Source organism: Lacisediminihabitans sp. FW035, from assembly GCF_054880895.1.
In genome coordinates, this window is sequence record NZ_CM142187.1 from 2,615,215 (window position 1) to 2,638,466 (window position 23,252).

Annotated in this window: 28 protein-coding genes; 9 read left to right on the forward strand and 19 right to left on the reverse strand. The window is 67.8% G+C overall.

Annotated features, from left to right (window positions below):
* Nucleotides 1–110: 110 nt before the first annotated feature.
* Genes ACVXZ4_RS12480 through ACVXZ4_RS12510 form a run of 7 tightly spaced genes read right to left on the reverse strand, consistent with a single transcriptional unit; the run spans nucleotide 111 to nucleotide 4,639 of the window.
* Nucleotides 111–548, reverse strand: coding sequence for a pilus assembly protein TadG-related protein (locus tag ACVXZ4_RS12480; protein WP_461795159.1), 438 nt, complete (start codon nucleotides 546–548; stop codon nucleotides 111–113).
* Nucleotides 545–1,009 carry a hypothetical protein gene (locus tag ACVXZ4_RS12485; protein ID WP_461795160.1) on the reverse strand — a complete coding sequence of 155 codons (465 nt, stop codon included), beginning with the start codon at nucleotides 1,007–1,009 and terminating at the stop codon, nucleotides 545–547. The genes ACVXZ4_RS12480 and ACVXZ4_RS12485 overlap by 4 nt, the downstream gene beginning before the upstream one ends.
* Nucleotides 984–1,361, reverse strand: a complete 378-nt coding sequence (locus tag ACVXZ4_RS12490; RefSeq protein WP_461795161.1) for a TadE family protein — start codon at nucleotides 1,359–1,361, stop codon at nucleotides 984–986. Before ACVXZ4_RS12490 ends, ACVXZ4_RS12485 begins: the two co-directional genes overlap by 26 nt.
* Nucleotides 1,362–1,400: 39 nt before the next feature.
* Nucleotides 1,401–1,562 (reverse strand): hypothetical protein, encoded by a 162-nt coding sequence (locus ACVXZ4_RS12495; protein WP_461795162.1) that lies wholly within the window; start codon nucleotides 1,560–1,562, stop codon nucleotides 1,401–1,403.
* Between the two features lie 31 nt (nucleotides 1,563–1,593).
* On the reverse strand, nucleotides 1,594–2,541 hold the full coding sequence (locus tag ACVXZ4_RS12500) for a type II secretion system F family protein (protein WP_461795163.1): 948 nt from the start codon (nucleotides 2,539–2,541) through the stop codon (nucleotides 1,594–1,596).
* The gene (locus tag ACVXZ4_RS12505; protein WP_461795164.1) at nucleotides 2,529–3,398 is read right to left on the reverse strand and encodes a type II secretion system F family protein; all 870 of its coding nucleotides are present in this window, start codon (nucleotides 3,396–3,398) and stop codon (nucleotides 2,529–2,531) included. Before ACVXZ4_RS12505 ends, ACVXZ4_RS12500 begins: the two co-directional genes overlap by 13 nt.
* The gene (locus ACVXZ4_RS12510) at nucleotides 3,395–4,639 is read right to left on the reverse strand and encodes a CpaF family protein (protein ID WP_461795165.1); all 1,245 of its coding nucleotides are present in this window, start codon (nucleotides 4,637–4,639) and stop codon (nucleotides 3,395–3,397) included. The genes ACVXZ4_RS12505 and ACVXZ4_RS12510 overlap by 4 nt, the downstream gene beginning before the upstream one ends.
* A 90-nt stretch (nucleotides 4,640–4,729) precedes the next feature.
* Between ACVXZ4_RS12510 and ACVXZ4_RS12515 the strand changes: the two genes are divergently transcribed.
* Nucleotides 4,730–5,497, forward strand: a complete 768-nt coding sequence (locus ACVXZ4_RS12515) for a class I SAM-dependent methyltransferase (RefSeq protein ID WP_461795166.1) — start codon at nucleotides 4,730–4,732, stop codon at nucleotides 5,495–5,497.
* Between the two features lie 18 nt (nucleotides 5,498–5,515).
* Here the strand turns inward: ACVXZ4_RS12515 and ACVXZ4_RS12520 are convergent, their stop codons facing one another.
* Genes ACVXZ4_RS12520 through ACVXZ4_RS12535 form a run of 4 tightly spaced genes read right to left on the reverse strand, consistent with a single transcriptional unit; the run spans nucleotide 5,516 to nucleotide 10,474 of the window.
* Nucleotides 5,516–7,546 (reverse strand): acyltransferase family protein, encoded by a 2,031-nt coding sequence (locus tag ACVXZ4_RS12520; protein ID WP_461795167.1) that lies wholly within the window; start codon nucleotides 7,544–7,546, stop codon nucleotides 5,516–5,518.
* Nucleotides 7,543–8,892, reverse strand: coding sequence for a DUF6716 putative glycosyltransferase (locus ACVXZ4_RS12525; protein WP_461795168.1), 1,350 nt, complete (start codon nucleotides 8,890–8,892; stop codon nucleotides 7,543–7,545). Before ACVXZ4_RS12525 ends, ACVXZ4_RS12520 begins: the two co-directional genes overlap by 4 nt.
* A complete protein-coding gene (locus ACVXZ4_RS12530) occupies nucleotides 8,889–9,761 on the reverse strand; it encodes an N-acetylneuraminate synthase family protein (RefSeq protein ID WP_461795169.1) in 873 nt (290 codons plus the stop codon). The genes ACVXZ4_RS12525 and ACVXZ4_RS12530 overlap by 4 nt, the downstream gene beginning before the upstream one ends.
* Entirely contained in the window at nucleotides 9,758–10,474 is a 717-nt protein-coding gene (locus tag ACVXZ4_RS12535) for an acylneuraminate cytidylyltransferase family protein (protein ID WP_461795170.1), read from the reverse strand. Before ACVXZ4_RS12535 ends, ACVXZ4_RS12530 begins: the two co-directional genes overlap by 4 nt.
* 124 nt (nucleotides 10,475–10,598) lie before the next feature.
* Here ACVXZ4_RS12535 and ACVXZ4_RS12540 point away from each other — a divergent pair, with 124 nt between their 5' ends.
* A complete protein-coding gene (locus tag ACVXZ4_RS12540; RefSeq protein WP_461795171.1) occupies nucleotides 10,599–11,804 on the forward strand; it encodes an MFS transporter in 1,206 nt (401 codons plus the stop codon).
* Between the two features lie 45 nt (nucleotides 11,805–11,849).
* Here ACVXZ4_RS12540 and ACVXZ4_RS12545 read toward each other — a convergent pair whose 3' ends face one another.
* Nucleotides 11,850–12,236, reverse strand: a complete 387-nt coding sequence (locus ACVXZ4_RS12545; RefSeq protein ID WP_461795172.1) for a toxin-antitoxin system YwqK family antitoxin — start codon at nucleotides 12,234–12,236, stop codon at nucleotides 11,850–11,852.
* A 197-nt stretch (nucleotides 12,237–12,433) separates the two neighbouring features.
* Here ACVXZ4_RS12545 and ACVXZ4_RS12550 point away from each other — a divergent pair, with 197 nt between their 5' ends.
* A complete protein-coding gene (locus ACVXZ4_RS12550) occupies nucleotides 12,434–13,243 on the forward strand; it encodes an alpha/beta fold hydrolase (RefSeq protein ID WP_461795173.1) in 810 nt (269 codons plus the stop codon).
* A gap of 48 nt (nucleotides 13,244–13,291) precedes the next feature.
* Entirely contained in the window at nucleotides 13,292–13,849 is a 558-nt protein-coding gene (locus tag ACVXZ4_RS12555; protein ID WP_461795174.1) for a putative immunity protein, read from the forward strand.
* A 25-nt stretch (nucleotides 13,850–13,874) separates the two neighbouring features.
* Here the strand turns inward: ACVXZ4_RS12555 and ACVXZ4_RS12560 are convergent, their stop codons facing one another.
* Both ACVXZ4_RS12560 and ACVXZ4_RS12565 read right to left on the reverse strand, forming a co-directional pair.
* On the reverse strand, nucleotides 13,875–14,933 hold the full coding sequence (locus ACVXZ4_RS12560) for a S66 family peptidase (RefSeq protein WP_461795175.1): 1,059 nt from the start codon (nucleotides 14,931–14,933) through the stop codon (nucleotides 13,875–13,877).
* A gap of 12 nt (nucleotides 14,934–14,945) precedes the next feature.
* On the reverse strand, nucleotides 14,946–15,290 hold the full coding sequence (locus ACVXZ4_RS12565; RefSeq protein WP_461795176.1) for a TfoX/Sxy family protein: 345 nt from the start codon (nucleotides 15,288–15,290) through the stop codon (nucleotides 14,946–14,948).
* Between the two features lie 196 nt (nucleotides 15,291–15,486).
* On the opposite strand from ACVXZ4_RS12565, the gene ACVXZ4_RS12570 reads away from it, so the two are divergent.
* Nucleotides 15,487–16,092: a hypothetical protein gene (locus ACVXZ4_RS12570; RefSeq protein ID WP_461795177.1), complete on the forward strand. Its 606-nt coding sequence runs from the start codon at nucleotides 15,487–15,489 to the stop codon at nucleotides 16,090–16,092.
* Nucleotides 16,093–16,162: 70 nt separating this feature from the next.
* Here the strand turns inward: ACVXZ4_RS12570 and ACVXZ4_RS12575 are convergent, their stop codons facing one another.
* Nucleotides 16,163–17,236, reverse strand: a complete 1,074-nt coding sequence (locus tag ACVXZ4_RS12575) for an ABC transporter permease (RefSeq protein WP_461795178.1) — start codon at nucleotides 17,234–17,236, stop codon at nucleotides 16,163–16,165.
* 91 nt (nucleotides 17,237–17,327) lie between these two features.
* Between ACVXZ4_RS12575 and ACVXZ4_RS12580 the strand changes: the two genes are divergently transcribed.
* The gene (locus ACVXZ4_RS12580) at nucleotides 17,328–17,921 is read left to right on the forward strand and encodes a TetR/AcrR family transcriptional regulator (RefSeq protein ID WP_461795179.1); all 594 of its coding nucleotides are present in this window, start codon (nucleotides 17,328–17,330) and stop codon (nucleotides 17,919–17,921) included.
* A gap of 3 nt (nucleotides 17,922–17,924) precedes the next feature.
* On the opposite strand, the gene ACVXZ4_RS12585 is transcribed toward ACVXZ4_RS12580, so the two are convergent.
* Entirely contained in the window at nucleotides 17,925–18,224 is a 300-nt protein-coding gene (locus ACVXZ4_RS12585) for a hotdog fold thioesterase (RefSeq protein ID WP_461795180.1), read from the reverse strand.
* A gap of 233 nt (nucleotides 18,225–18,457) precedes the next feature.
* On the opposite strand from ACVXZ4_RS12585, the gene ACVXZ4_RS12590 reads away from it, so the two are divergent.
* Nucleotides 18,458–18,805 carry a VOC family protein gene (locus ACVXZ4_RS12590; protein ID WP_461795181.1) on the forward strand — a complete coding sequence of 116 codons (348 nt, stop codon included), beginning with the start codon at nucleotides 18,458–18,460 and terminating at the stop codon, nucleotides 18,803–18,805.
* 62 nt (nucleotides 18,806–18,867) lie between these two features.
* On the opposite strand, the gene ACVXZ4_RS12595 is transcribed toward ACVXZ4_RS12590, so the two are convergent.
* From ACVXZ4_RS12595 to ACVXZ4_RS12605, 3 genes are all read right to left on the reverse strand, one after another.
* Nucleotides 18,868–19,281 (reverse strand): GreA/GreB family elongation factor, encoded by a 414-nt coding sequence (locus ACVXZ4_RS12595; protein ID WP_461795182.1) that lies wholly within the window; start codon nucleotides 19,279–19,281, stop codon nucleotides 18,868–18,870.
* A 145-nt stretch (nucleotides 19,282–19,426) separates the two neighbouring features.
* The gene (locus ACVXZ4_RS12600; RefSeq protein WP_461795183.1) at nucleotides 19,427–20,116 is read right to left on the reverse strand and encodes an ABC transporter ATP-binding protein; all 690 of its coding nucleotides are present in this window, start codon (nucleotides 20,114–20,116) and stop codon (nucleotides 19,427–19,429) included.
* On the reverse strand, nucleotides 20,113–21,183 hold the full coding sequence (locus tag ACVXZ4_RS12605) for an ABC transporter permease (protein ID WP_461795184.1): 1,071 nt from the start codon (nucleotides 21,181–21,183) through the stop codon (nucleotides 20,113–20,115). Before ACVXZ4_RS12605 ends, ACVXZ4_RS12600 begins: the two co-directional genes overlap by 4 nt.
* Before the next feature lie 165 nt (nucleotides 21,184–21,348).
* Between ACVXZ4_RS12605 and ACVXZ4_RS12610 the strand changes: the two genes are divergently transcribed.
* Complete coding sequence (locus ACVXZ4_RS12610) at nucleotides 21,349–22,539, forward strand: sensor histidine kinase (protein WP_461795185.1); 1,191 nt, start codon at nucleotides 21,349–21,351, stop codon at nucleotides 22,537–22,539.
* Nucleotides 22,536–23,162, forward strand: coding sequence for a response regulator transcription factor (locus ACVXZ4_RS12615; RefSeq protein WP_461795186.1), 627 nt, complete (start codon nucleotides 22,536–22,538; stop codon nucleotides 23,160–23,162). The genes ACVXZ4_RS12610 and ACVXZ4_RS12615 overlap by 4 nt, the downstream gene beginning before the upstream one ends.
* Nucleotides 23,163–23,252 lie beyond the last annotated feature (90 nt).

The following is a 23,252-nucleotide window of genomic DNA, read 5'->3' on the forward strand; positions in this document are numbered from 1 at the left end:
ACGTCTGAAAAACTGATGTCGAAGCACCCGGATGCCGAGAAACTGATGTTCAGCGAGCGGAGAGGCAGGGGGCCAGCCTCGCGCATGGGCATCCGCTCGGACTGTGCTTCTCAGCCGAAGACCGACCGCCCCACGGCCGTCACGTCGAGCCGGATGCCCTGGGGTAACAGCAGCGACACCACCGGTGGTCGCCAGTAGGCCGAGAGTTTCACAGTCGCGCTCCTGCCATCGGCAGTGTTCGCGGACTCGAGCCGCAGCGACTCGAACTGGTCGTGCGGCCCGTCGTCGAGGTACTCCGCGACCGCCGACCGCACCTCCTCGGAGCGCAGGAGGGGGCGCGGTCCCCCGGGGGAGACGGACACATCGTCGAGGGCGAAGGCCTCTGCGCCGACCAGGGCCGCGCCATCCGCGAGCGTGAACAGCCGCTTGCGCTCCAGGTAGAGGGACGTCGCAGCGACGATGAGCAGGATGAGCACCAGCGAGAGGAAGCCGTAGAAGATGGTGAGAGGCAGGAGCGACCCATCCTCTCCCTTCAGTGCGTGTTTCATGGTGCACCCCAGAACCGCGAGACCTGTTCGGTCGCCGTCGACCGGAGCGGAATGGTCAGCGGACCATCGATCGACAGCGCGGGCGGCACGAGCGGCAGCCCGACGGAGACACCGACTCTGATCGTCACGGTGGCACGCCGCTGCAGGCAGTCGGAGGGGTGGGGGCTGCACGAGATTGCCACGCTCGCCTGCGAAGCGTCGAGTCCGTAGTCGGCAAGAGCGAAACGGATCGCGCGCTCGGCCTCCGCCTCGGCACTCCGGGTGTCGGCCGCCTGCACATAGACTCGCACCGCCTGTCTCGCTGCCCCTTCGACGGCGAGCGATGCCGCCTGTAGCGCCGACATCGTGAGCACGAGGTACACCATCGGCAGCAGCAGGATCATTCCGGCGGTGACGAACTCGAGCGAGGCGGTGCCGTCCTCGCTACCGACACGGTCACGGAATCGTCTCCACCGCCGCATGTCCGGTCACCTCCAGCCCGCCGTCGATGCCGAACAGGCCGATGAGCGGAAGGGGCGTTCGCACCGTCACGGTCGCCGACGGATGCCCGAGGTATCGCCCGTAGCTCGCGGTCACGTTTTCCGCGTAGCCGGGCCCGATCGCCGTCGTGATGAGCTCACGCGACCGTGCGACGCCCTCTCCGAGCGAGCTGTCGGCGAGGGCGGCGAACCGCGCCCCCTCGGAGGCCGCGTCGAGCACGGTATTGCGGATGTGCAGGGCCAGCCCCAGCTGGATCACCGAAAGGGTGAGCATCGTGAGCAGCGCGCCGACCATCACGAACTCGGCGACGGCCGAGCCGGCGTCGTCGTGCACTATCGATCCCAGCCGGCGCGTGATCACGACGAACCCGGCTCAGAAGCCGGTGACGCGCTGGATGGCCTGCTCGAAGACCGCGCTGAGGGCGGGGCCGGCGAGTCCCCAGATGATGATCACGAGCCCGGCGGTCATCAGCGTGATGAGCACCCAGCCGGGGACATCCCCGCGGTCGTCGCTCAATTTGCGGAGCCTGTTCATAGTCGATGTCCTTTCAGGGGGTGGGTAGTGGTCAGAGTCCGAACTGCAAGACGAAGATCCCGGGGTAGATTGCGAAAATAATGGTCACGGGCAGAATCAGGAATACCAGCGGTACGAGCATCGCCACCTCTTTCTTGCCGGCGACCTCGAGGAGTTCGCGCTTCGCGTCGTCCCGGGCATCCTGGGCTTGGGCGCGCAATACCTCGGCCAGCGGCGTTCCCCGCTCGAGGGCTCCGGTCACCTGCTCGACGCAGCGGGTGAAGGCGGGAAGGCGGATGCCCGCAGCGAGGGCGTTCAGCGATTCGGCGAGCGGCACGCCGGTGTTCACCTCCGTCACGACACCGGACAGTTCTGCGGCGAGCTCCCCGTGACTCACCCGGCCGACCCGGCGGAGGGCATCGAGGATTCCCTCCCCCGCCGAGAGGCTCAGAGTGAGGAACTCCAGTACGGTCGGCAGTTCGCTGGTGATGCGGGCGAGCCTCTTCAGCGCGGCCCGCTGCAGCATCCGGTCACAGAGAACGATGCCGAGCGCCGCCGCGACCACCACGATCGCACCGATCACGGCCGGCGCGATCGGTCGTACACGGGCGATGGCCAGGGGCACGACCAGTCCGACCAGCGCGGCCCCGATCCCCCACGCCAGCTGGCGGGAGCGGAACGACTCCACCGTGAGCGGTGAGGATGACTGCCTCAGGCGCAGCTCGATGGTCGCCCCTCCCCCGAGTGCCGAGCCGAGCAGCGACCGCAGACGTTCGAAGGCCGGCCCGAAGAGGGCTCCGACCACGGGAAGCGGATCGACGGTGCGGCGGGCGAGCAACTCGCGGGCGCCGGCGGAGACGTCGACCACGTAGGGCGCGACCCGGGTGGCGAGGCGCGGCCGACTCAACCGCGGCACGAGGCTCGCGAGCGACCAGAGTCCGAGGCCGAGCGCGAGGCCACAGAGCACTCCCCACCCGCTGAGGGCGTCTAGGCGAACCATCGGCGCTCCTCGGGAATACGGCCGAGCGCGAGCATGAGGCGGTAGGCGATGGCGGTGACCAGGAGTCCGCCGACGATGATCAGCACGCCCCCGGAGGTGTTGTAGGCCGCGGCCGCCTCTGGCCGGGTCGCCAGCAGCAACAGGATGATCCAGGGTGCGGCCACCCCGAGGCGGGCGGCGTTCATCACCCACGATTGCCGCGCCTCCACCTCCGAGCGGATGGCCGCCTCCTGCCGCAGATACGACGCCAGGTTGCGCAGAACCGTCGTGAGCTCGCTTCCCCCGACCTCCCGGGACATCCGCAGAGTCTCGAGGATGCGATCGGCCACCGGATCGGCCAGTCGAGTCTTGAGGGAATCGACCGAGATGCCGAAATTGCCGGTGGCCCTGTAGTCCTGTTCGAATTGCGCGAAGGCGTCCCTTGTCGGTGCCGGCCCGGTGTGGGCGAGCGTGACGACGCTGTCGGGGAGCGCGAGCCCCGAGCGCACCGCGGAGACCAGGTGATCGACGATGTCGGGCCAGAGCACCCGGGCGGCTCGGCGCCGTGACTGTGCCCGCCACTGCACGATCGCCAGGGGCAGCGCGAGTGCCGCGCACCCCGCGACGAGGGCGATCACCACCACCGGCACGAGAGCGAAGGTGAGTGCCGCCACGGCGAGGCCGCCGATCAGTGAGACCGCGGCGAGGGCCGTGAGAGACACGGAATGCAAGCCCGCTTGAGCGAGCCGTTGGCGAAGGAGGCCGATCCTGCCGACCGAGGACGCGCGGGCCGCCCTCGAGTTCGGCCAGGCGAAAGGCGACACGACCAGCACCAGACCGAGCCCGAGGAGCAGACCGAGAACCACCGTGAGCGTCACGCGGCCACCCCCGCCAGAATCGACGCGAGGTCGAAGCCGCCGGCCTCGAACTTGCCGGTGCGGGTCGGATAGCTTCCGGTGGCGGTGAGTACCCCGCGCTGCTGGCCGAAGATGAGGCTGGCCTCCACGATCGTGCCACCGGTGACGAAGCCGCTCGGCGCGAGGATTTCGGTGATCCGTCGCTGGCCATTGCGGGCGAGTTCGCAGTGAACCACGATGTCGACGGATGCCGCGACCGTCGGCACCACGAAGGAGGAGTCGATGTTTCGCCCGGCCAGCAGGGGCAACGTGCAGAGCTTGGAGAGGGCGTCCCGCGCGCTGTTGGCGTGGATCGAGCACATGCCGGGCAGCCCGCTGTTGAGCGCGATGAGCAGGTCGAGGGACTCGGCTTCGCGCACCTCACCCACCACGAGCCGGTCGGGGCGCATCCGCAACGCCTCTTTGATGAGCCGTCGCAGGGTGATCTCGCCCGTGCCCTCGAGGCTCGGCTGGCGGCACTGCATGCCGACGACATCCCGTGCCGCGAGGTCGAGTTCGAATGTCTCCTCGACGGTGACGATTCGCTCGCCGGTGCGCGCGCCCGAGAGGAGCGCGTTCAGGAGCGTGGTCTTGCCGCTCTGGGTCGCACCGGAGACCAAAATGTTCTGGCCAGAGAGCACGCACATGCGCAGGAATTCCGCCGCCTGGTGGCTGAGCGAACCGAGGGCGACGAGACGCTGCAGGTCGCGGATACGCTTGGTGAACTTGCGGATGTTGACGGCCCAGTGCCGCTGGGTCACGTCGGGGATCACGACGTGCAGCCGCGATCCGTCGGGCAGCGAGGCGTCGACGAAGGGTGAGGAGAGGTCCACCCGCCGGCCGGTGGACTGCAGCATCCGCTCCACGAGGTCCCGCACCTCGGTGTCGGAGAGCAGCACGCTGGTGAGCTCCGGCACCCCGTTGCGGGCGATGAAGACCTTCGAGGGGCCGTTGATCCAGATCTCCTCGATGTCCGGATCGTCGAAGAACGGCTGCAGCGCTCCGAAGCCGGTGATCGAGGCCACGATCTCGCGGGCGGCCTGGTGCTCGTCGAGCAGCATCGGCACGGAGCCGCCGAGCGCGCGCTCGCTGTACCGTCGCACCTCTTCGCGCACGTACCGGTCGACGAGCGCGCCCTGCGCGTGATCACCCCCGAGGTCGACTCCGTCGCGCCTCACCCGCTCGCGCACCAGCTCGGTGATCAGGGCGACGGCGGTGGGCATCCCCACATCATGGATCGCCCGAGTGCAGCCGCGCCGAGGTTATCCACAGGGCCCGTATCCCCAGGCACTCTGCGCGAGTACCGTTCCCTCATGAGCTTCGATGTCTCCGCCTCGGCCTATGGCCGATTCATGGGCCAGTACTCCGAACCCCTCGCAGGCCTCTTCGTCGACTGGTCGGAGGTTGATGCCGACCAGCGCGCCCTGGACGTGGGGTGCGGCACCGGTGCTCTCACCGAGGTGCTTGCCGGTCGACTTGGCACCGGCGCGGTGGCGGCCGTAGACCCCTCCGCCTCTTTCGTGGAAGCTACCAGGCAGCGCATTCCGGGGGTCGATGTGCGCCTCGCCACTGCGGAAGAGCTGCCGTTCGCCGACGCCGCGTTCGACGTGGCGCTCGCCCAGCTGGTCGTGCATTTCATGACGGATGCCGTCCGGGGCATCCGCGAGATGGCCCGCGTCACCCGCACCGGCGGCCTCGTCACGGCGTGCGTATGGGACCACGCCGGCGATCGTGGGCCGCTATCCGTGTTCTGGAGCGCCGTGCACGATCTCGACCCGGATGCGCCGGGCGAAGCGACTCTCCCTGGAACCCGGGACGGGCACCTCGCGGAGATCTTCGCCGCCGCCGGACTCGGGCGGATCGAGTCGTCATCCCTCACTGTCTCCCGGCGGTTCGCGACCTTCGACGACTGGTGGCAGCCCTACACCCTGGGGGTCGGCCCGGCGGGCGCGTATGTCAACGGGCTGACCGACGACGCTCGCGAAGCGCTGCGGGCGCACTGTGCCGAGTCCCTTCCGGCGGCACCCTTCGAGGTCTCTGCCCTGGCGTGGTGCGCGCGCGGAGTGGTCGGCCCCCAATAGGTCAGGAGGGCGACTCGGTCAGGAGCCCGGCAGGTACGGTGCGAGCGCGGCATCCAGTGCCGGGGCGAGTTGGCGGCTGAAGGTGGCCGTCATGTGGTGCTCGTCGGAGTACACCAGCGTCGACCCGATGATCGGCGGGCAGCTGGCGGGTCCGCAGAAGTAGTCGGAGAGGTCGACGAACCCCCCACCCGCCCGTCGGGCCACATCGCTCTGGGCAGACGAGATGGCCTCGTTGAAGACCGAGTCTCGCGCGGCCGAGCACTTCGAGGCATCGGAGAGGTGTGCCGAGAGGCAGTCCACCGGGGAGGCCGCGAACTGGGGAGTGTCGGCGATGGTCACGACACGGGATGCGGCAGGCAGCCGGTCGCGCAGGCTCGCGGCCGCGCGCTCCCAGTCGGAGTGCACCGCCCCGTCGTTGGTTCCCGAAGACGGACCGAGATGATTTGTCACCACAATGACATCGGGCTTCTCGGCGACGAGCCTCTTCACCACTGCAGCACGCCAACCGGCACAGGAGGGGTTCTCCGACGCATCCCACAGCGCGTCCGTCTCCTCCGACCGGCACCCCGATTTGGTGAAGGTCTCGAGGCGGACACCGCGGGCCTGCGCGACCGCATCGAGAGCCGGGAACCATCGACCGGCGTGAGAGTCGCCGAACAGCACCATGACGAAGTCCGAGCTGGGCTCCCCGAACGCGCAGCGCAGCACGGCCTCTCCGCTCTTGGACTGCTGGCATCCGTTCTTCGAGAGCTCGCCGGTGTCACCCGCGGCCCCTGCGAGCGTCGGGTCGATGCCAACGGGCACAAAGTCCGTCGCGTCCGGGGGCGCAGAGATACTGGTCGGCCCGACCGAGCGATTCGAGTGCAGTGGCAGGCCGGCGACCACCGGCACCGCACCGAGGAACGTCACAGCGAGCAGCGTCGGGATCGCGGACGCGAGCATCAGGGTCCGACGCACCGGACTCCGCGGCCCGAATCGCAGCGGCGCCTCGACCGTCGCGTACAGCACCGCTGCAAGCGGGACGGAAGCCACTACGAGGGCGATGCCGAGCCACGCCGGGAGCGGCGTCGCGAGCCCGAGGGCCTCATGCACGATCACCAGCATCGGCCAGTGCGCCAGGTAGAGGGAGTACGAGATGCGCCCGAGAAATAGGAAGGGGCGGATGCCCAATACCCGCACGACGCCCCTGCCGCCTGCCGAGCCGCACACGATCACCAGCGCCGTGCCGAGTACCGGCGCAAGGGTCGCGGCACCGGGGTAGGTCGTCTCGGGACGGTAGGCGAGGGCTCCGATGACGATCGCGCTGAGGCCGAGCCAACCGCCGATGAGACGCAGTCGAGGCGAGAGGCGAAGAGCGAGAGATGCCACCCCGGCGACGAGTGCACCGACCGCGAGCTCCCAGGCACGGGTCGGCAACGAGAAGAACGCCACCGGCTGGGCGAGCGGGGTGAGGGCGAGGCAGGCTGCGAAAGACAGCGCGGCGATCCCGGCGATCGCGACAATGAGCGCCCGCCGCGAGCGTCGGGTGAGCACGAACAGAGCGAGTAGCAACAGGGGCCAGACCAGGTAGAACTGCTCCTCGACCCCGAGGGACCAATAGTGCTGGAATGGCGATGGCGCGCTGCCCGCCAGGTAGTCGGTCTTATCGATGGCGAATCGCACATTCGGCACCCACAGCGCACTCGCCGCCGCGTCTTTGAGTATCTCGGGAAGCCGGAGCGGGGGCACTGCAGCGAGGGCTGCGACCACGGTGAGCACCAGCACGGTGAGGGCGGCCGGCAGGATGCGCCGGGCACGCCGGGCGTAGAAGCGCCCGAATCGGATGCGGCCGTGCCGTTCGAGCTCGGTAATGAGGTGACCGGTGATGAGGAAGCCGGAGATCACGAAGAAGACGTCGACCCCGATGAATCCACCGCCAAGCCCTGGCACACCCGCGTGGCCGAGCACGACGAGGCCGACGGCCACCGCGCGCAGTCCCTGGATGTCCGGACGGAACCCCGGGCGTACTGCAGGTTCGGCAGGTCGGGTCGGCTGAAGGATCGCCGTCACTGTTCGCCGATGGTCTCCACGACGGCGAGTCGCGCGCGAGCGCGTCGGCTGCGCACCCGTCGCACGGCGATCACCGCAAAGCGGGCGGGCGTGCCGATCGCGAGAGCGACGAGCCCACTCCACGAGCGGTCGAACCGGCCGAGCGCGCGTTTGCGATCCCAAGCCCGCCGAAGCACTCCCCCGAAGGCCCCGTGCCTCAGTGGTTTGAGGGGGAATTCGCCGGTCGCTCTCGTGACGAGGAGCGCACCGACCCCCTCGATCCAGGTGTTGCGGTCGGGGGCGTGGAAGTAGTTGTCGTCGAGCCAGGCCGCGCTCGGGTGACGGAATCTTCCCTCCACTACGTCGCCGCAATTGCCGAGCAGACCGCTACCCTCGAACACGGTGTTGATGAGTTCGGCGCTCACCCCGAAGTCCTCGATGACGATCACGGGGATGGAGAGCGCGATCGCCTCGATCGCCGCCGTCGAGCTCACCGTGACGAGCCCGGCCGCCCCGGCGAGATGGTCGGACATCGCCCCACCGGCCACCACCAGGTTGTGGGGGGCCGGAGGCTCGAGCTCGTGGATGAGGTCGGCATAGTCGTAGCGTTCGGCATGGGTCTGCTGCTCACCCCTGGCCGCTCGAACCTTCACGACCACCCGAAGGTACGGATGCCGCCGAGCCGACTCCGCGAGCCAGCTCAGCAGGGCGAGGCGGTCGGCCTTCTCTGCCGGCACCTTCGCCTGCGTCGCGAAGATGACCTCGCCGTTCTGGTTGCGACCGGGGGTCTTCTGCGGCAGCACCTTCCGCGGCAGGAACGGCAGCGTCGCCAGACCGAACGGCATTGCGATGCCCATTCGAGTCGCGAGCTGCTCGAACTCGCGGATCTCCCGCTGCGAGTGCAGCACGAAATAGTCGACCTGCGCGCGATGGGAGACGGCTCGCTTCGTGGCCGGGATCGAGATACCGGGAAGCCCGCTGACGATCACCGGGCGCACGACCGACGCCCCGACGATGGCGCGCACCACCACCTTCACCAATGGCCCACGCACCGACAGGAGCACGACATCCGGCTTCAGGGTGGCGATGCGCACCGCGAGAGCGGAGAGGTCGAGGATGGGCGGCGATTCGATGGTCTGCGCCGTTCCGCTGAGCGCGGCGGCGAGCTGGTCTGCGCTCGGGAGTACCGGGCTCGCGAGAACGATCAGCGAACTCTGCCAGTGCTCGGGGGCCTGCCCGAGCAGAGCCGCTCCCCACTTGACGTAAGAGTCGGAGTCCGCGATCGCCAAGACGGTGACCGTGGCGACCGGAGTCGCATCGGACTCCGGTGCGACAGCATCGTCCGCCAGGTCGTGGGTCAGTGTCATGCAGGAACGCGCCGCAGTTTCGCCAGGGGGGCGAGCTCGCCCGGGAAGACGCGCTTCACGCCGTCACCCATCGCCTCACCGATCACCCGGATGTCGCGCACCAGGTGCTCGAAGCCCTGCGGCTCCAGCGAGGCGGCATGGTCCGATCCCCACATGGTGCGGTCGAGGGTGATGTGACGCTCGACGGCGACGGCGCCGAGCGCCACCGCCGCGATCGAGATCTGCAGGCCACGCTCGTGGCCGGAGTACCCGATCGGCACCCCCGCGTAGCGCTCCTGCAGTGTTGTGATGGTGCGCAGGTTCGCCTCTTCCGCGGGAAGCGGGTAGGTGGACGTCGCGTGCAGGATCACCAGGCGATCGGTGCCGAGCACCTCGACCGCCCGGTCGATCTGCTCGAGGGTAGACATTCCGGTCGAGAGGATGATCGGCTTGCCGGTCGCGGCGAGGGCCTGGAGCATCCCGATGTCGGTGACCGAGGCCGAGGCGACCTTGTGCGCCACCACGTTGAGGTCCTCGAGAAAGTCGACGGAGGGCTCGTCCCACGGAGAGGCGAACCAGTCGAGCCCGCGGAGGGTGGCGTAGTCACCGATCTCCACGTACTGCTCGCGCGAGAACTCGACCCGGTAGCGGTATTCGAGATAGGTCATCGTGCCCCACGGGGTGTCGCGCGGAGTGTTCTTCATGTGCTCCGGCGTGGAGATCGCGGGAGTGCGCTTCTGGAACTTGACCGCCTGGGCACCCGCATCCGCTGCGACATCGATGAGCTGGATCGCGGTGTCGACGCTGCCGTTGTGGTTGAGGCCGATCTCTGCGATCACGTAGACCGGTGCGCCGTCGCCGAGAACTGAGGTGCCGATGTGGACTGTCATGAGTGCTCCAATTGTGGGGAGGGGAACGGATGGTTCGAAGTCGGAGGATCGACGAGAGGCGCGATCGCATCGGCGAGGGTCAGCTGGTCGAGGGTGTCGATCTCGATGCCCGTGCGCTCATCGACGATGGCGACGCCGACCCGGCCGAAGAACCGGAACCGCGCCCGGCTGAAGCCGGCGGCGCGCATCACGTAGAAGCCGCCGGTCTCCTGGAAGTGCGGCTCGCGATCCTGTCGCCGCGGGCGCGCGGAGGGGTCGTGGTTGACTCCGGTCGCTCGCCCCTCGCCGTCGAGTCTCCAGAGGAAGGCGAAGGTCTCGACGGCGGAGAAGACGACGTCCTCCACACCGCTCCGGACCCGCTCGATGGCCTCGCAGAGCGCGGCGGAGTCGATGAAGGGCGAGGTGGGCTGAAGGAAGACCACGATCTCGGCGGCAGGATCGATGTGTTCGAGCGCGTGGAGCACCGCCGACTCCGAGGTAGCCCGGTCGCCGGACAGGTGGGCCGGACGATCCACGACCTCCGCATCGGCGGCGAGCGCGGCATCCGAGATGGCCGGATCGTCCGTGCTGACGACGACCCGGTCGATCAAACCACAGGACCGGGCGGCCTCGATGGACCGCACCACGAGCGGGATGCCGGCGACGGGTCTCAGGTTCTTGCCGGGGATGCCCTTGGAGCCGCCTCTCGCGGGAATGACTGCGACGATGCTCATCTGCTTCTCCGCTCTTCGAATCTCACGTTCTTGCGAGACTAGGAAGGCGAAACGGACTCCAGTTGGCCGCCGGGTGAACGGGGGGCGACGGTGGGGTTGCGGATTGTCCCTACACTCGAAGCTCATGAGTACCGACCCGACCACCCGCATGCCGTTCCCTCGGGCACGGCGGGCGTGGACGGTTCTCACCCTCGGCGTCGCGGCGCAGACCGCCGGCACGGTATTCGTGAGCGTGCCGGCGTTCTTGATCCCACTGCTGCATACCGAGCGCGGACTCAGCCTCGCGCAGGCGGGCCTGCTCGCCGCGACCCCCACCATCGGAATGGTGTTGACCCTCATCGCCTGGGGAGCCCTCGCCGACCGCATCGGCGAGCGGTGGGTGATCTCGGGAGGGCTGGCGCTGGTGGCGATCGCCTCAATCGGAGCCGTGCTGGCACCCGGATACGTGGCCCTCGGCGCCTTCTTCCTGCTCGGCGGGATGGCTGCTGCCAGCGCGAACGCCGCCAGCGGTCGCGTCGTGGTGGGCTGGTTCCCCAAGGATCGCCGCGGACTCGCCATGGGCATCCGCCAGACCTGCCAGCCGCTCGGCGTGACGATCGCCGCTGTCACCGTTCCGACGCTGGCGACTTCCGGGGGCATCGGCGCCGCGCTGGTCGTGCCACTCGCGCTCACCAGTGTGCTCGCCGTGGCCTGCGCGATCGGCATCCGCGATCCCCCGCGAGCCGAGAGGGTGCCCGGGATGGCCACCGCCAACCCCTACCGGTCGAACGGGTTCCTCTGGCGCATCCACGCTGTCTCGCTGCTGCTCGTGTTCCCCCAGTTCACCCTCTCGATCTTCGGGCTGGTGTGGCTCGTGACCGAGCTGCGCTGGCCGCCCCTCGCCGCGGGCATCCTGGTCGGCGCCGCACAGTTCGTCGGGGCGATCGGCCGCATCGGGGTGGGGGTCCTGAGCGACCGGGTCGGCAGTCGCGTGCGCCCGCTGCGCTGGGTCGCGATCTCGGCATCCGTAGTGATGCTGCTGCTCGCCTCCGTCGGGGAGCCGCGCTGGGGTGCCGCCGCCATCGTGCTGGTGATCGCCATGACCGTCACCGTGGCCGACAACGGGCTCGCCTTCACCTCCGTCGCCGAGATGGCCGGACCATTCTGGGCCGGTCGTGCGCTCGGCGCCCAGAACACCGGGCAATTCCTGGCGGCATCAGTCGCTGGTCCCGCCGTCGGGGCGTTGATCGGACTCGTGGGCTATCCGCTCGCGTTCGCTGCGGTCGCACTGCTGCCGGCCGCCGCCATCCCGCTCATTCCGAGCGAGGCCGCCGAGCAGGATCGGCTGTGAGGGCGGACGGGTCGGCGATGCCACGCCCGTCGACACTGTCGGCAATCAACCCCTTGTTCGATGGTTGACCGTCTTCGTGATGCTGCCGTCGGGCGCGAAGGAGGTCCACACACCGGACTTGACGCCTCGGTCGAAGGTGCCCTCATCCAGTGGGGCGCCGGTCGCGGTCCACCGCTGCCAGCGGCCGTGCTTCTCCCCGTTCAGGAACCCGCCTTTTTGCAGTGGTCCACCGGTCTGCCGGTACCAGATAGCGTCCCCGTTCAGCTCCCCGGTGTCGTAGTGAAACTCGGAACGCACCGCGCCATCCGCGAAGCGGTGCTGCCACAGTCCCGTGCGCTCCCCCGCGAGGTAGTGCCCGGAGACGGTACCGCCATGGGCATCAGCTTCCTCCCAGGGCCCCGTCTTCCGGCCCTCCTCATCGAACAGGTTCACGAGTCACTCGCAATCTGAGGGATGGGCCGGCACCGGTGGACGCCGCGCCACCGCGAGGTGTCCTGACACGGCTGGGCGGCAGTATGCATGCGCGAAACCTAGCAACTATCCGGCCGCCGAGCACGGTCGGCTGTGACGCTCTCGTCGTGCAGCGCCATCCGACCTTGCGGCTGCGACCCCTCCAGTAGTCTCACAGGGTGTTTGCCCACGAAATAGGTTCTGGTACCCCGGTGGTGCTCCTCCACGGCTTCGGTATGGATCATAGGAGCCTCCTTCCGCTGGATCACTCGTTCGAGCACTCGGGGAGCTGGCGGCGGATCTACCTCGACTTGCCGGGCGCAACACGGTCATCGGCGAATGCGATCGGAAGCTCGCAGGAGGTCGCAGAGGCGGTGCTCGAGGAGGTCCATGTCCGCGTCGGCGCGCAACCGTTCGCCATTCTCGGCAACTCGTTCGGCGGGATGATCGCCCGCTACATCGCCCACGAACTTCGCTCGCAGGTTCTCGGGCTCGCCACCGTGGCCAGCGTCTTCGTCGCTCCACGCGATGCGCGAACCGTGCCGCCCAGAACGGTGCTCCGAGAGGATCCCCAGATCGTGCCGCTCCTCGGATCTGCGCTCGAACAGTACCGGGAGGACGCGGTGGTGGAATCGACAGTCGACGCGCGGGCGTTCCTGCAGTTCGTTCTGCCGGGACTCGACGGCGCCGACAGCCAGGCCCTGAATCGAATCTCGGAGCACTATTCACTCGACCGGGAACCCGAAGACGCGCACCCGCAATTGTTTGTTCAGCCGACCCTTCACATCACCGGTCGGCAGGATGATGTCGTCGGCTACTTCGACGCGTGGAGTCGAATCGACCACTATCCGCGCGCATCATTCGTCACGCTCGATGCAGCCGGTCACAACATCCTCTTCGAGCAGGCGGAGCTGTGCTCGGCCCTGGTCGTCGACTGGCTGGGGAGAATCCGGCAGGGCGGACAGGGCGCCTTCAGAGCGATCAGTTAGCGGCCCCGATAGACCGACCTGGACTGGGACGGGTGCGAGAATGCTCCAATGCTCTCCCCGCAGTCGCTGAACGAAACTGACCGCCGACTCGTCGCTTCGTGGGCGGCAGATTGCGCTGAGCGAGTCCTGGTCTTGTTCGAGACCGAGGCTCCGACCGACGATCGACCCCGGGATGCCATCGCTCGCGCGCGGGCGTTCGCTCGGGGTGACCTCGACGCCGCCAGTGAAATTCGTCGGCGCTTCGTTGCCGGTCGGGCCGCGGGCTCCGTGAGCTCTCCAGCGGCGGTGGCCGCCGCTCGGTCGGCTGGACAAGCTTCCGGAGTCGCACACATGGGCGCGCACGCGCTCGGGGCCGCAGCTTACGCCGCGAAAGCTGCCGGGCTGGCCGACCCGGACCACCTTTCGGCCGTCTCCGACGAAATCTCCTGGCAACTCCAGCACATGAATGAGCCGGTCAGGGTGGCGCTTCGGCGGTTGCCCCCGGTGGGAGAGGACTCTGCGGGCCCACTCGGGGCCGGACTTCTCTCATCGGGCGCCCTCGGGTCGACCATTCGGACCATCCAGGCTGCCATCGGCAGCACCGCGGCAGAGCAGCGCGCCCGGTAGGCGGCAACTCGACGAGGTGCCTGGCTCAGCTGTAGTCCGCCGTGATCGTGCGGGTCCGGCCGTCGAGCCGCACCCGTCCCCCATACGGCACGATCCATTGCGGTCGCGTGTGGCCGAAGGGCACTCCGACGCTCACCACCGCTTGGGGGTTGTAGCGGGTGATCTCGCCGATCACGGCATCGCGTTGGGCGGTGCGGAGTCGAGCGCGCTCCTCCGCCGAGGGCACCGGCACGTCACCGTGATTGCTTACGGGAGGCCTCGCGACGAGGACACCGTCCACCGCGGCGAGAACTCCGCGCTCGCCGAGGGACCGGACCCACCTCATCACCCACTCAGTCGGTGGCACTTCTTCGCTGGATTCCAGCAGCAGGATTGTGCCCTCGAGTTCGTCCAGTGCGGGCAACCGGTCGGCCATCGCCAACTGGTCGATGATCTCGATGCAGCCGCCCCAGGTGCGACCGGTGACCTGTCGTGCCGGCCCAGACCAGGTCCACGGTTCTGTTGCCTCCCTTGCGCCGAATTCGGTCAGCGCCGCGGGCGACAGCCAATCGGGTCCGAAATCCTCGGATTCGCCGGGGTCCGTGATCTCCAGTTCATCCCCGGTGAGCAGGGCGGCGGTCAGCGACGAGCGGTGGATGTCATCGATCCCGGGACCCGGCCCGAGGTGGATCTGGGTCGACCCGCCGTAATAGCCGGTTATGCCGAGGGACCACAGCCAGTTCAGGAGGTGGGTGTTGTCGCTGTAGCCCAGGAAGATCTTCGGATTGGCCCTGGCAATGTCTTCGTCAAGGTGAGGGATGACGGTGATTTGGTCGTCGCCGCCGACACTCGCCAAAATCGCCCGGATGCTCGGGTCGGCAAACGCGGCGGTGATGTCGGCCGCGCGATCCTCCGGAGTCGCACCGAGCCGGCGGGTTGTCGGGAACTCCACCGGCACCAGCCCGGTCGCGCTGACGAGACGACGCATCGCTTGTTCGTGGACCGCCGGTGCGAACCCCGGGGCGGCGAAGGAGGGCGACAGGATCGCTACCCGATCGCCGGGCGAGAGCTTCGGTGGGGAGGTCATCGCGCGATCAGCAGTCATGGGGCCATCCAATCAGATGGGCTGGTGACCGGATTCGAGCCCGACGGCCACCCAGAACGCGAGATCCGCCTCGCCGGGGATACGGGTGGACGGCACGGTGAGCCAGCCCTCCCCCATCGGTCGATCGAGGCCCATGGTGGCCGGTTCGCCCCCGTGTCGCAGGAGCTCGTCGCGTCTCGCGGGGTCGGTGCGCACGAGGAGGTCACCGTCGCGACCGGCGGCGACGGCCATCCGCCCGTCGATCATGAACGACAGGCCGCCGAACATGTTCACCTCGCGCACATCGGCGCGCGCGGTCAGGGCGTCGCGGATTCGCTGCGCGAGTTCGTCGCGACGGCTCCTGCCTGGCGTAGTCATCGACCCCCCTTGGCGAGATAGTCCGGTGCGACTTACAGGCAATCATCCGTGCGGATGGCTCGTCAAGGTTTGGATGTCTCCGTGAACCCTGCCCAGCGAAGACGATGGTTGCAATTTGATATTTCATCAACTAATGTCTGAACAGACACCTACGCAACGATCGAAGGCCAGTGTCTCGTTACCAGGAAGGTGCCCAGTGAGATTCACGCCGGTGCCGGTGGCCACGATGATGGTGCTCGTAATGTTCTTGGCCGGGTGCACACCGGCGGGCGACCACCAGACTGCCCCGACGATTTCACCCAGCCCGAGGGCCGCGCTTCCCAACCCAGACGACCTTCACGCGGGTGACACGGTCGATGAAATCACCTCCGAATTGCTCGCCTATACCAGCACGAACAAGTCTGCCGTGAAGCTTTTCGACGGTAGCTACATGATCGTCGATCCCGAGACGAGCCTTCCGGACTGCGTGCGTCAGTATGTGGTGGATGAGGCTAGCCAGTTCGCGCGGAGCACCTTCCTTACTGGGTCCGACACGCCCAACCATGGGCAGCATCCGGAGCTCGCCGGGCTGGTGAGCGACGACGCTGCGTTTCAAGGCTTCCTCAATCGGCAATCGACCGCGCTGAGGAAGCCCCTCGCGTTTCTGGTCAGACTCCCCGACACGGACCCGGAAATATGGAAGGTAATGGCCTCCGAGACCGTACCCGCTTCCAAGATCCCACCAGGGGTCAAAGCTGATGTCGCCCGCGCTGCGCAGGCCTGGGCGGAAGCGAACAAGGTCGAGCTGTTCGAAACTCGCTAGGCGCACAGGGGGAGAAGGCGTGCACTGACGCTCGTCGATGCACCGGGAGCTTCGTCCCCAGCCAGCACAGCTAGGCGGCAACGGACTCTCTTGGCGGAACGAGAGCTTCTTCGACTGACGACTCGAGTGCCGCCCCACGGTCGCGGTAGTGGCCGACCGTCGCCAACACGAGGCCGAGCACCGCCCAACCCGCAAGCACGAGCCAGGGGAAGGTCACGTCCGCGGCCGGGAAGTAGCTGAGTTCCCGAATGAGGGTTGCCGCGGCTCCCGGGGGGAACCACTGGCCGACGACTCCCCACGGCGCGAGGAGGAACTCGAGGGGCTGGGCAGCCGAGGAGATGGGATTGGCGCCAAGCAAGAACAGCACCGGGCCGATCGCGACCCCGGCCGGCCCGACGAGGGCCGCGAAGCCGACGATCACTCCCCCGATGGCAAGGAGGGTGAGCGCCACGGCGCCCGCATTGACCACGAAGTCCCCCTGCAGGGCGCCGAACCAGCCCTGCAGACTTGCGGTGATGCCGAGTGCGCCGACCGCGGAGTAGACCACAAGCGCCGTGATGCGGCGCCAGACTCCCACGACGAGCAGCGAGAGGGCGATACCCCCGATCATCCCGCCGAGGACCAGGGGGAATGAGGATGTCGCCATGGCGGCCCCGCGAGCGTCGGTCGAGGCGAGGGGTACGACATCCGTCACGGCAATGGTGATCGGGGCGGGAAGGGTAATTCCCTGGGCTGCGACTGCGGCGGTGAGCTGTGTCTGCAGCGAAGGCGCCAGCCCACTGAGCAACTGGGCGACGACGGGACTTGCGGCTGACGCGGTGAGCACCTCGGGCTTCTGCCCAATCACGATCGCCCCGTACGCCCTGCGGGTCTCGATCCGATCCACGGCGGAGGAGCGGTCGGTCACTGTGGTGAAGGTGAAAGAGCCGGGCGACTTCGCTTCGAAGGCGGTCTCGAGCTGGCTCGTCTGTTCCGACGGGCCGACGAGCGCGATCGGCAGCTCCTTCACCGACGCGGTGACGTTGGGCCAGAGGAAGGCGACCAGGAGCACACTCAGCCCGGCGGCGAGCGCCACGCCGACGGCAACGAGCCGGGCCCACGGCGTGCGGGGAGACCCAGGGGAATGCGATTCGACGACGGTCATGACCGGCCTTTCCAAAACGAATGTTCGTTCTTTGATATTCCCAGCGGCGTGTCCGCTTGTCAAGAACGAACATTCTTTTTTATGCTGAGGCATGCCCAAAGTAACCGAGGAGTACCGCACGGCGAAGCGCGCCGAGATCGCCGCGGCCGCGCTCCGGGCGTTCAGCCGCCGGGGATTTCAGGCGACATCCATGGCGGACATCATCGCCGAGTCCGGGATGTCGGCTGGCGCCATCTACGGCACCTTCTCGAGCAAGTCGGACATCGTCTTCGACGTGGCCAGCCGGGTGATCGGTGGGCGCGTGCAGGACATCTCGAGGCTCGCCGAGTCCTCCCCCATGCCGCCTCCCGGCGAACTTGTGGGCGTGTTGCTGAGGGGCATGCTCGGCGAGGTGGGCTCCCCGGCGATTCTCGTGCAACTCTGGGGCGAAGCGGTCACGGATCCACAACTCCGCGCCCTCGCGTCCGGCGTCTTCGACCGGCTCATCTCGGCCTACAGCTCCTACATCTCCCTCTGGCAGCAGCGAGAGCACGGACTCGACCCGCTGGCCGCCGATGCGGTCGCGCGCGAGCAGACACCCCTGTTCCTCGCCGCGAGTCAGGGCTTCATCCTGCAGGCCGCGATCTTCCCCGACTTCGACCCGGAGTTCTTCCTCGACCGCGTGACGGGCCACCTCCCGCGCTGAGGCTCACGGTCGAGATTCCGGCGTGGTGTAGGCGCTGGGTTTCTCGATCACGGCGAGGGTGCACCGCGAGATGCAGACGATCCGCTCCTGCTCGTCGACAATTCGTACCTCCCAGACGTGAACTCGTCCGCCGAGATGGATGGGGCGAGCGATCCCCGCCACCCAACCCCCGGCGACCGGCCGGAGATGGTTGGCGTTGATCTCCATACCGACGACGTGGAAGCGCGCACGGTCCACGGCGAGAAATCCCGCGAACGAGGTGAGCGTTTCCGCGAAGGCGACCGATGCGCCCCCGTGGAGCACTCCCTCGGGCTGTGTGGTGCGAGCGTCGACCGACGTCGTGCCGCCCGCCCGCCCAAACTATGCCCGACCCTCTCTCATGACAACAGGCACTCGCGCGCCGGATTGGTTCGCCTGGGGAAGAATGCGCCGCGCGGTCCATCCATTCGCTGCCAGGGGGCCGATGCCGTGCCACCGGGGCGCGTAGCGGCACACTGTCCCTCGAGTTTGGGGCGGCGCCTGCCTAGTGTGGGGGAATGGCTCTTCGTCTCGAGGAAATCGTTGTCGACTGTCGTGATTGTGCGTCGCTCGCCCGGTGGTGGCAGGCCGCCACGGGGTGGCAGATCGTGGGCGAGGAGAGCGACGCGGTAGAGCTGGCTCCGGCACCGGGTCACACGCCCAGCATCCTGTTCGTCGAGGTGCCCGAGCACAAGCAGGGCAAAAACCGGCTCCATCTCGACTGGGTGCCCGACGACCAGGACGCCGAAGTCGAGCGACTCGTCCGCCTGGGAGCCAGCCGCGTCGACCTCGGTCAGGGCAGCGCATCCTGGGTGGTCATGGCCGATCCGGAGGGAAACGAATTCTGCGTCTTGGCCGCGCGTTAGCAACCCTCGCAGCCGGATTACGACATCACCGATGTCCGCGGCGGCACTGGCCGGTGCCGCAATCAGCCCGTGTACGGAACCGCTGCGAGAATCTCCACGGTTGTTCGGGAGCCCGATGGTGTGGTGTAGCTGATGGTGTCACCGACGCGGGTCCCGAGAATGGCAGCCCCCAATGGTGATGTCGGGGAATACACATCGGTCGTCATGTTCGGGTCGAGAATCGAGAGGTTCCTGTCGCCGAGTACGAACACGGTCGCCCGCGATTCCCCGGCGAGCCGAGCAGTGATGCGCATTCCCGGTTCGACGAGCCCGTCATCCGGTTTGATCGTGGCCTCTGCACTCCGCAGCAGCCGACGCACTTCGCTTGTCCTCTCGGCCTCACGGTCGGTCGGGTGGGGAAGGCTGGTCAAGTGGGCGAATTCCTCGGTGAGAGTCGCGAGGACAGCAGGGGGGATCCAGGTCATTTCAGTGGTCACGATTGCTCCATCTGTAGCGGCGGGGCGCCGAAGTCGAACCGGTCACTCTACACGCGACGGGCACGGTCGAGGCTGTGACACCGGATCCGATCGCGACTCGGCGGAAGTGCTTTCGCGACCATCGAGGGGCGATGATCGCGCGCGGTCAGACGAGCACGCGTTCCGACGGGCGTCCGTCGACCATGTGCACGACCGCGTGCATTCGCGGCAGGTGCACGAGATCGTGCGTCACGAGCAGGGTGGAGGTGTTGAGGTCATCAGTGAGACGCAGGATCAGCTCGATGATGCTCGCGCCGCGTTCCTGGTCGAGAGCGCTGGTGGGTTCGTCGACGAGAAGCACGCTCGGGTCGTTCATCAGGGCCCGCGCGATGTTCACCCGCTGACGCTGTCCGCCGGAGAGCTGGTGGGGCCGCTTGTGTGACTGGTCCCCCAGCCCGACCGCGTCGAGAAGTTCGCCCGCTCGTCTGGTGGCCCGGGCGCGCGCCTTCCGGCTGCGCCGGGCGCCGAGCTCGTTCATCACCTGGAGCTGCTCGAGAGCCGTCAGCGAGGGGATCAGGTTCGACTGTTGAAAGACGATTCCGACAGCATCCCGGCGCAGGTCGCTTGCGGCGGCTGCACTGAGCCGCGTCGCATCGACGTCGTCGATGATCAGCCGCCCGGAGTCGGGGGCGATAAGCGTCGCGGCGACGGCCAGCAGGCTGGATTTGCCCGACCCGCTGGGCCCGGTGATGCCGGTGACAGTTCCCGGGTGGGCGGTCAATGAGACATGATCTACGGCGGTGACGCGAGCGTCTCCGTCTTCGAAGGTGAGGGTGATGTTGTCGAGGCGGATCATCGGTTGCTCCCGAGGGCGGTAAGGGGGTCGGCGGAGGTGACGGAGCGCAGCGCGAACGCTGCTCCTGCGAGGCCGAGGGCGATCATGATGAACCCGGGCAGGACTGTGGTGAGCGGACTGAGCATGAACGGCAGTGCGCCGCCGGCGAGGGTGCCGAGCAGTGCCACGATGGCGATCCCGAGCCCGATTCCGATGACCAGCACGATGAGCGCCTGGCCGAGGGCATCGCGAACGAGCGAACGGGTACTGGCTCCCAGTGCCTTGAGCACCGCGATGTCACCCGTGCGTTGCATCGTCCAGACGGTGAAGAACGCGCCGATCACCAGAGCCGAGATACCGAACAGCAGGGCCACCATCATCAGCAACGATCCGACCTCGGACTTGAAGGCACTGAGAGCGGTGAGGGATCCGAGCGTCGTCTGGACGTCGGTACCGGTGCGGTCGGATGCCGTCGCCCAGTCGGGCTCTCCCGATACGGCGAGCACCGTGGCGAAGGCGTCGGGACTTCCGGTGGCTTTCGAATATGCCTGCCAGTCATTCAGTGTCATCTTCACCACGGGCGTGTGGCTGTACCACCAGTCACCCGCAATCGACTGGACCCGGTAGGACGTGCCGGCGATAGTGACCGCGTCACCGGTCGAGACACCGAGGTCTTTCGCGGCGGAGGTGGACAGGCTGAGCGATCCGTCCGCGGTGGGGCTGGTGCTGTCGAAAGCCGGACGGACTCCGAACAGCGCGATTGCGGCGCGCGAATCGCCGTGCTCTGCTCGCGTCTGGGTGATGCCGATGGGCTTGGCCGAACTCACGCCGCTCGTGGACGCCCAGGTGTCTGCCTGCGTCGCGGTGATCGCGGAGTCGGAAAAACTCGCTCCGGCGCTGTCGACGGTGGGTGCGGAGAATACGATGCGATCGGCGGGGATCGAGAGGACCGCGGAGATGTTCTGGGCGGCGAGGCCGCCGGTTAGCCCGCTGAGAAACCCGACGAGGATGGTGATGAGGGCCACGACCGAGCCGATGAGGATGAACCGGCCGCGGGCGAAGCGAAGGTCGCGGAGGGCGACGAACATGGGCGTTCCTTTCGTGTCACCGTGGTGGCGACAGGAACAACTCTTCCGTCGGGCGTGATCCCGGGCATCCGTCGCCGGCACACTGTTCCGCGCTGAAAAGATGGAGGTCTCTCTCCTACTTTCGAACGATGGATGCCGCGGGCCCGCCGCGTACTGTTGATTGTCATGGCCCACACCGCGCTCACCCCGGTATTCGTGGGCCTGCGCACGGGTCTGCACCTCCTCTTCGGGGTTCTCACTGTGCTCGTCATCGGGCGCGCCATCCTGGTTCCCACGCGGGCCAGCGTGGCACTCGTCGCCCTGTCCTGTATGCTCCTGGCGACCTATGCCACAGGCGGCATCTTCGCACGCGCCTCACGCACGCGCGGGCGCGTACCTGGCCTGGTCTGGCTTGCGCTGGTGACCGCAGAATGGGTGCTTCTGCTCTGGCTGAATTCCGTTGCGGCCTACCTGGTCTTCCCGCTGTTCTTCCTCTACCTCCACCTGCTCGGACGTCGAATCGGCACGGTCATGGTCATCGCGACTACGGTCGTTGCGATTCTCGTTCTCGGAGCCGAAGGCGGATGGACCGTCGGAGGAGTGATCGGTCCCGTCGTCGGCGCCGCCGTCGCGGTGATGATCGGGCTCGGCTACCAGGCTCTCGCCCGCGAGGCGCACGAGCGCGAACTCCTGATGGCGGAGCTCATCGCCACCCGGGACCAGCTTGTGGCCACCGAACACGAATCGGGCGTACTGGCCGAACGCGCACGCCTGGCCTGCGAGATCCACGACACCGTCGCCCAGGGCCTCTCCAGTATCCAGATGCTGCTCCATGCCGCCGAACGAGCCGACACCGACCGGCCGGGCCTCGAGCACATCCGCCTCGCTCGGGAGACCGCCGCATCCAGCCTCGCCGATACCCGGAGATTCATCCGCGAACTCACCCCGCCCAACCTCGACGAGGTCGGGCTCGGAGGCACACTCCGTCGCCTGGCCGAGACACAGTGGGCCGGCCACGGTCTCGTCGTGAACGTGAGGATCTCCGACTCGCTCAGCCTGCCGATGCAGCTCCAGACCGCCCTGCTGCGAATCGCGCAGGGCGCCATGGCCAATGTCATCCAGCATGCCGAGGCACGCACCGCCACCATCACACTTGCGGTCGACTCCGAGGCCCTCACCTTCACCGTCGCCGACGATGGCAGGGGGTTCGACTCGGCCGAACCGTCGGCGAGCCACAGCGCCAGAAAGACTGATTCTTTCGGGCTGCAGGCTACCCAGGAGCGCGTCGACCAGCTCGGTGGCATCCTCACGGTCGAGTCCGCTCCCGGAAAGGGGACCATCGTGACTGTGAACCTCGCGCTGCAGGAGAGCTCATGATCCGACTGGTGATCGCCGACGATCATCCGATCGTGCGCGCCGGACTCAGGGCCCTTTTCGGCTCCGAGACCAACGTCGACGTCGTCGCAGAAGCGGCCACACCGGACGAGGCCGTCGCCGCTGCCGAGCGGGAGAATCCCGACGTGGTGCTCATGGACCTGCAGTTCGGCGCTCGCGAGACCTCGACCGGGGCCGATGCAACCAGACGAATTCGCGCCCTGGCGGCTCCGCCCTATGTGCTCGTGTTGACGAACTACGACTCGGACGCCGACATTCTCGGGGCCGTCGAGGCGGGAGCGAGCGGCTACCTTCTCAAGGACGCACCGCCCCACGAACTCGTCGCCGCTGTGCTTGCGGCCGCCGCGGGCGAGAGTGCGTTGGCTCCCGTGATCGCGTCGCGATTGCTCAGCCGGATGAGGGCGCCCCAGGTGAGCCTCAGCGCCCGGGAGATGGAAGTGCTCGAGTCCGTGGCGGCGGGACGCTCCAATACCGAGGTCGCGCGCGAGCTCTTTGTGACGGAGACCACCGTGAAATCGCACCTGGCACACATCTTCTCGAAGCTCGACGTGACGTCTCGCACGGCTGCGGTATCCGCGGCACGCCAGCAGGGCATCCTTCGATAGATCGAACGAGAATCGATTCCGCGCGGATCGCGCCGCATGCGACTCCACCAGGTGGCTCATCCTCAGCAGCGACTCCCCGTGGCCGGCGGG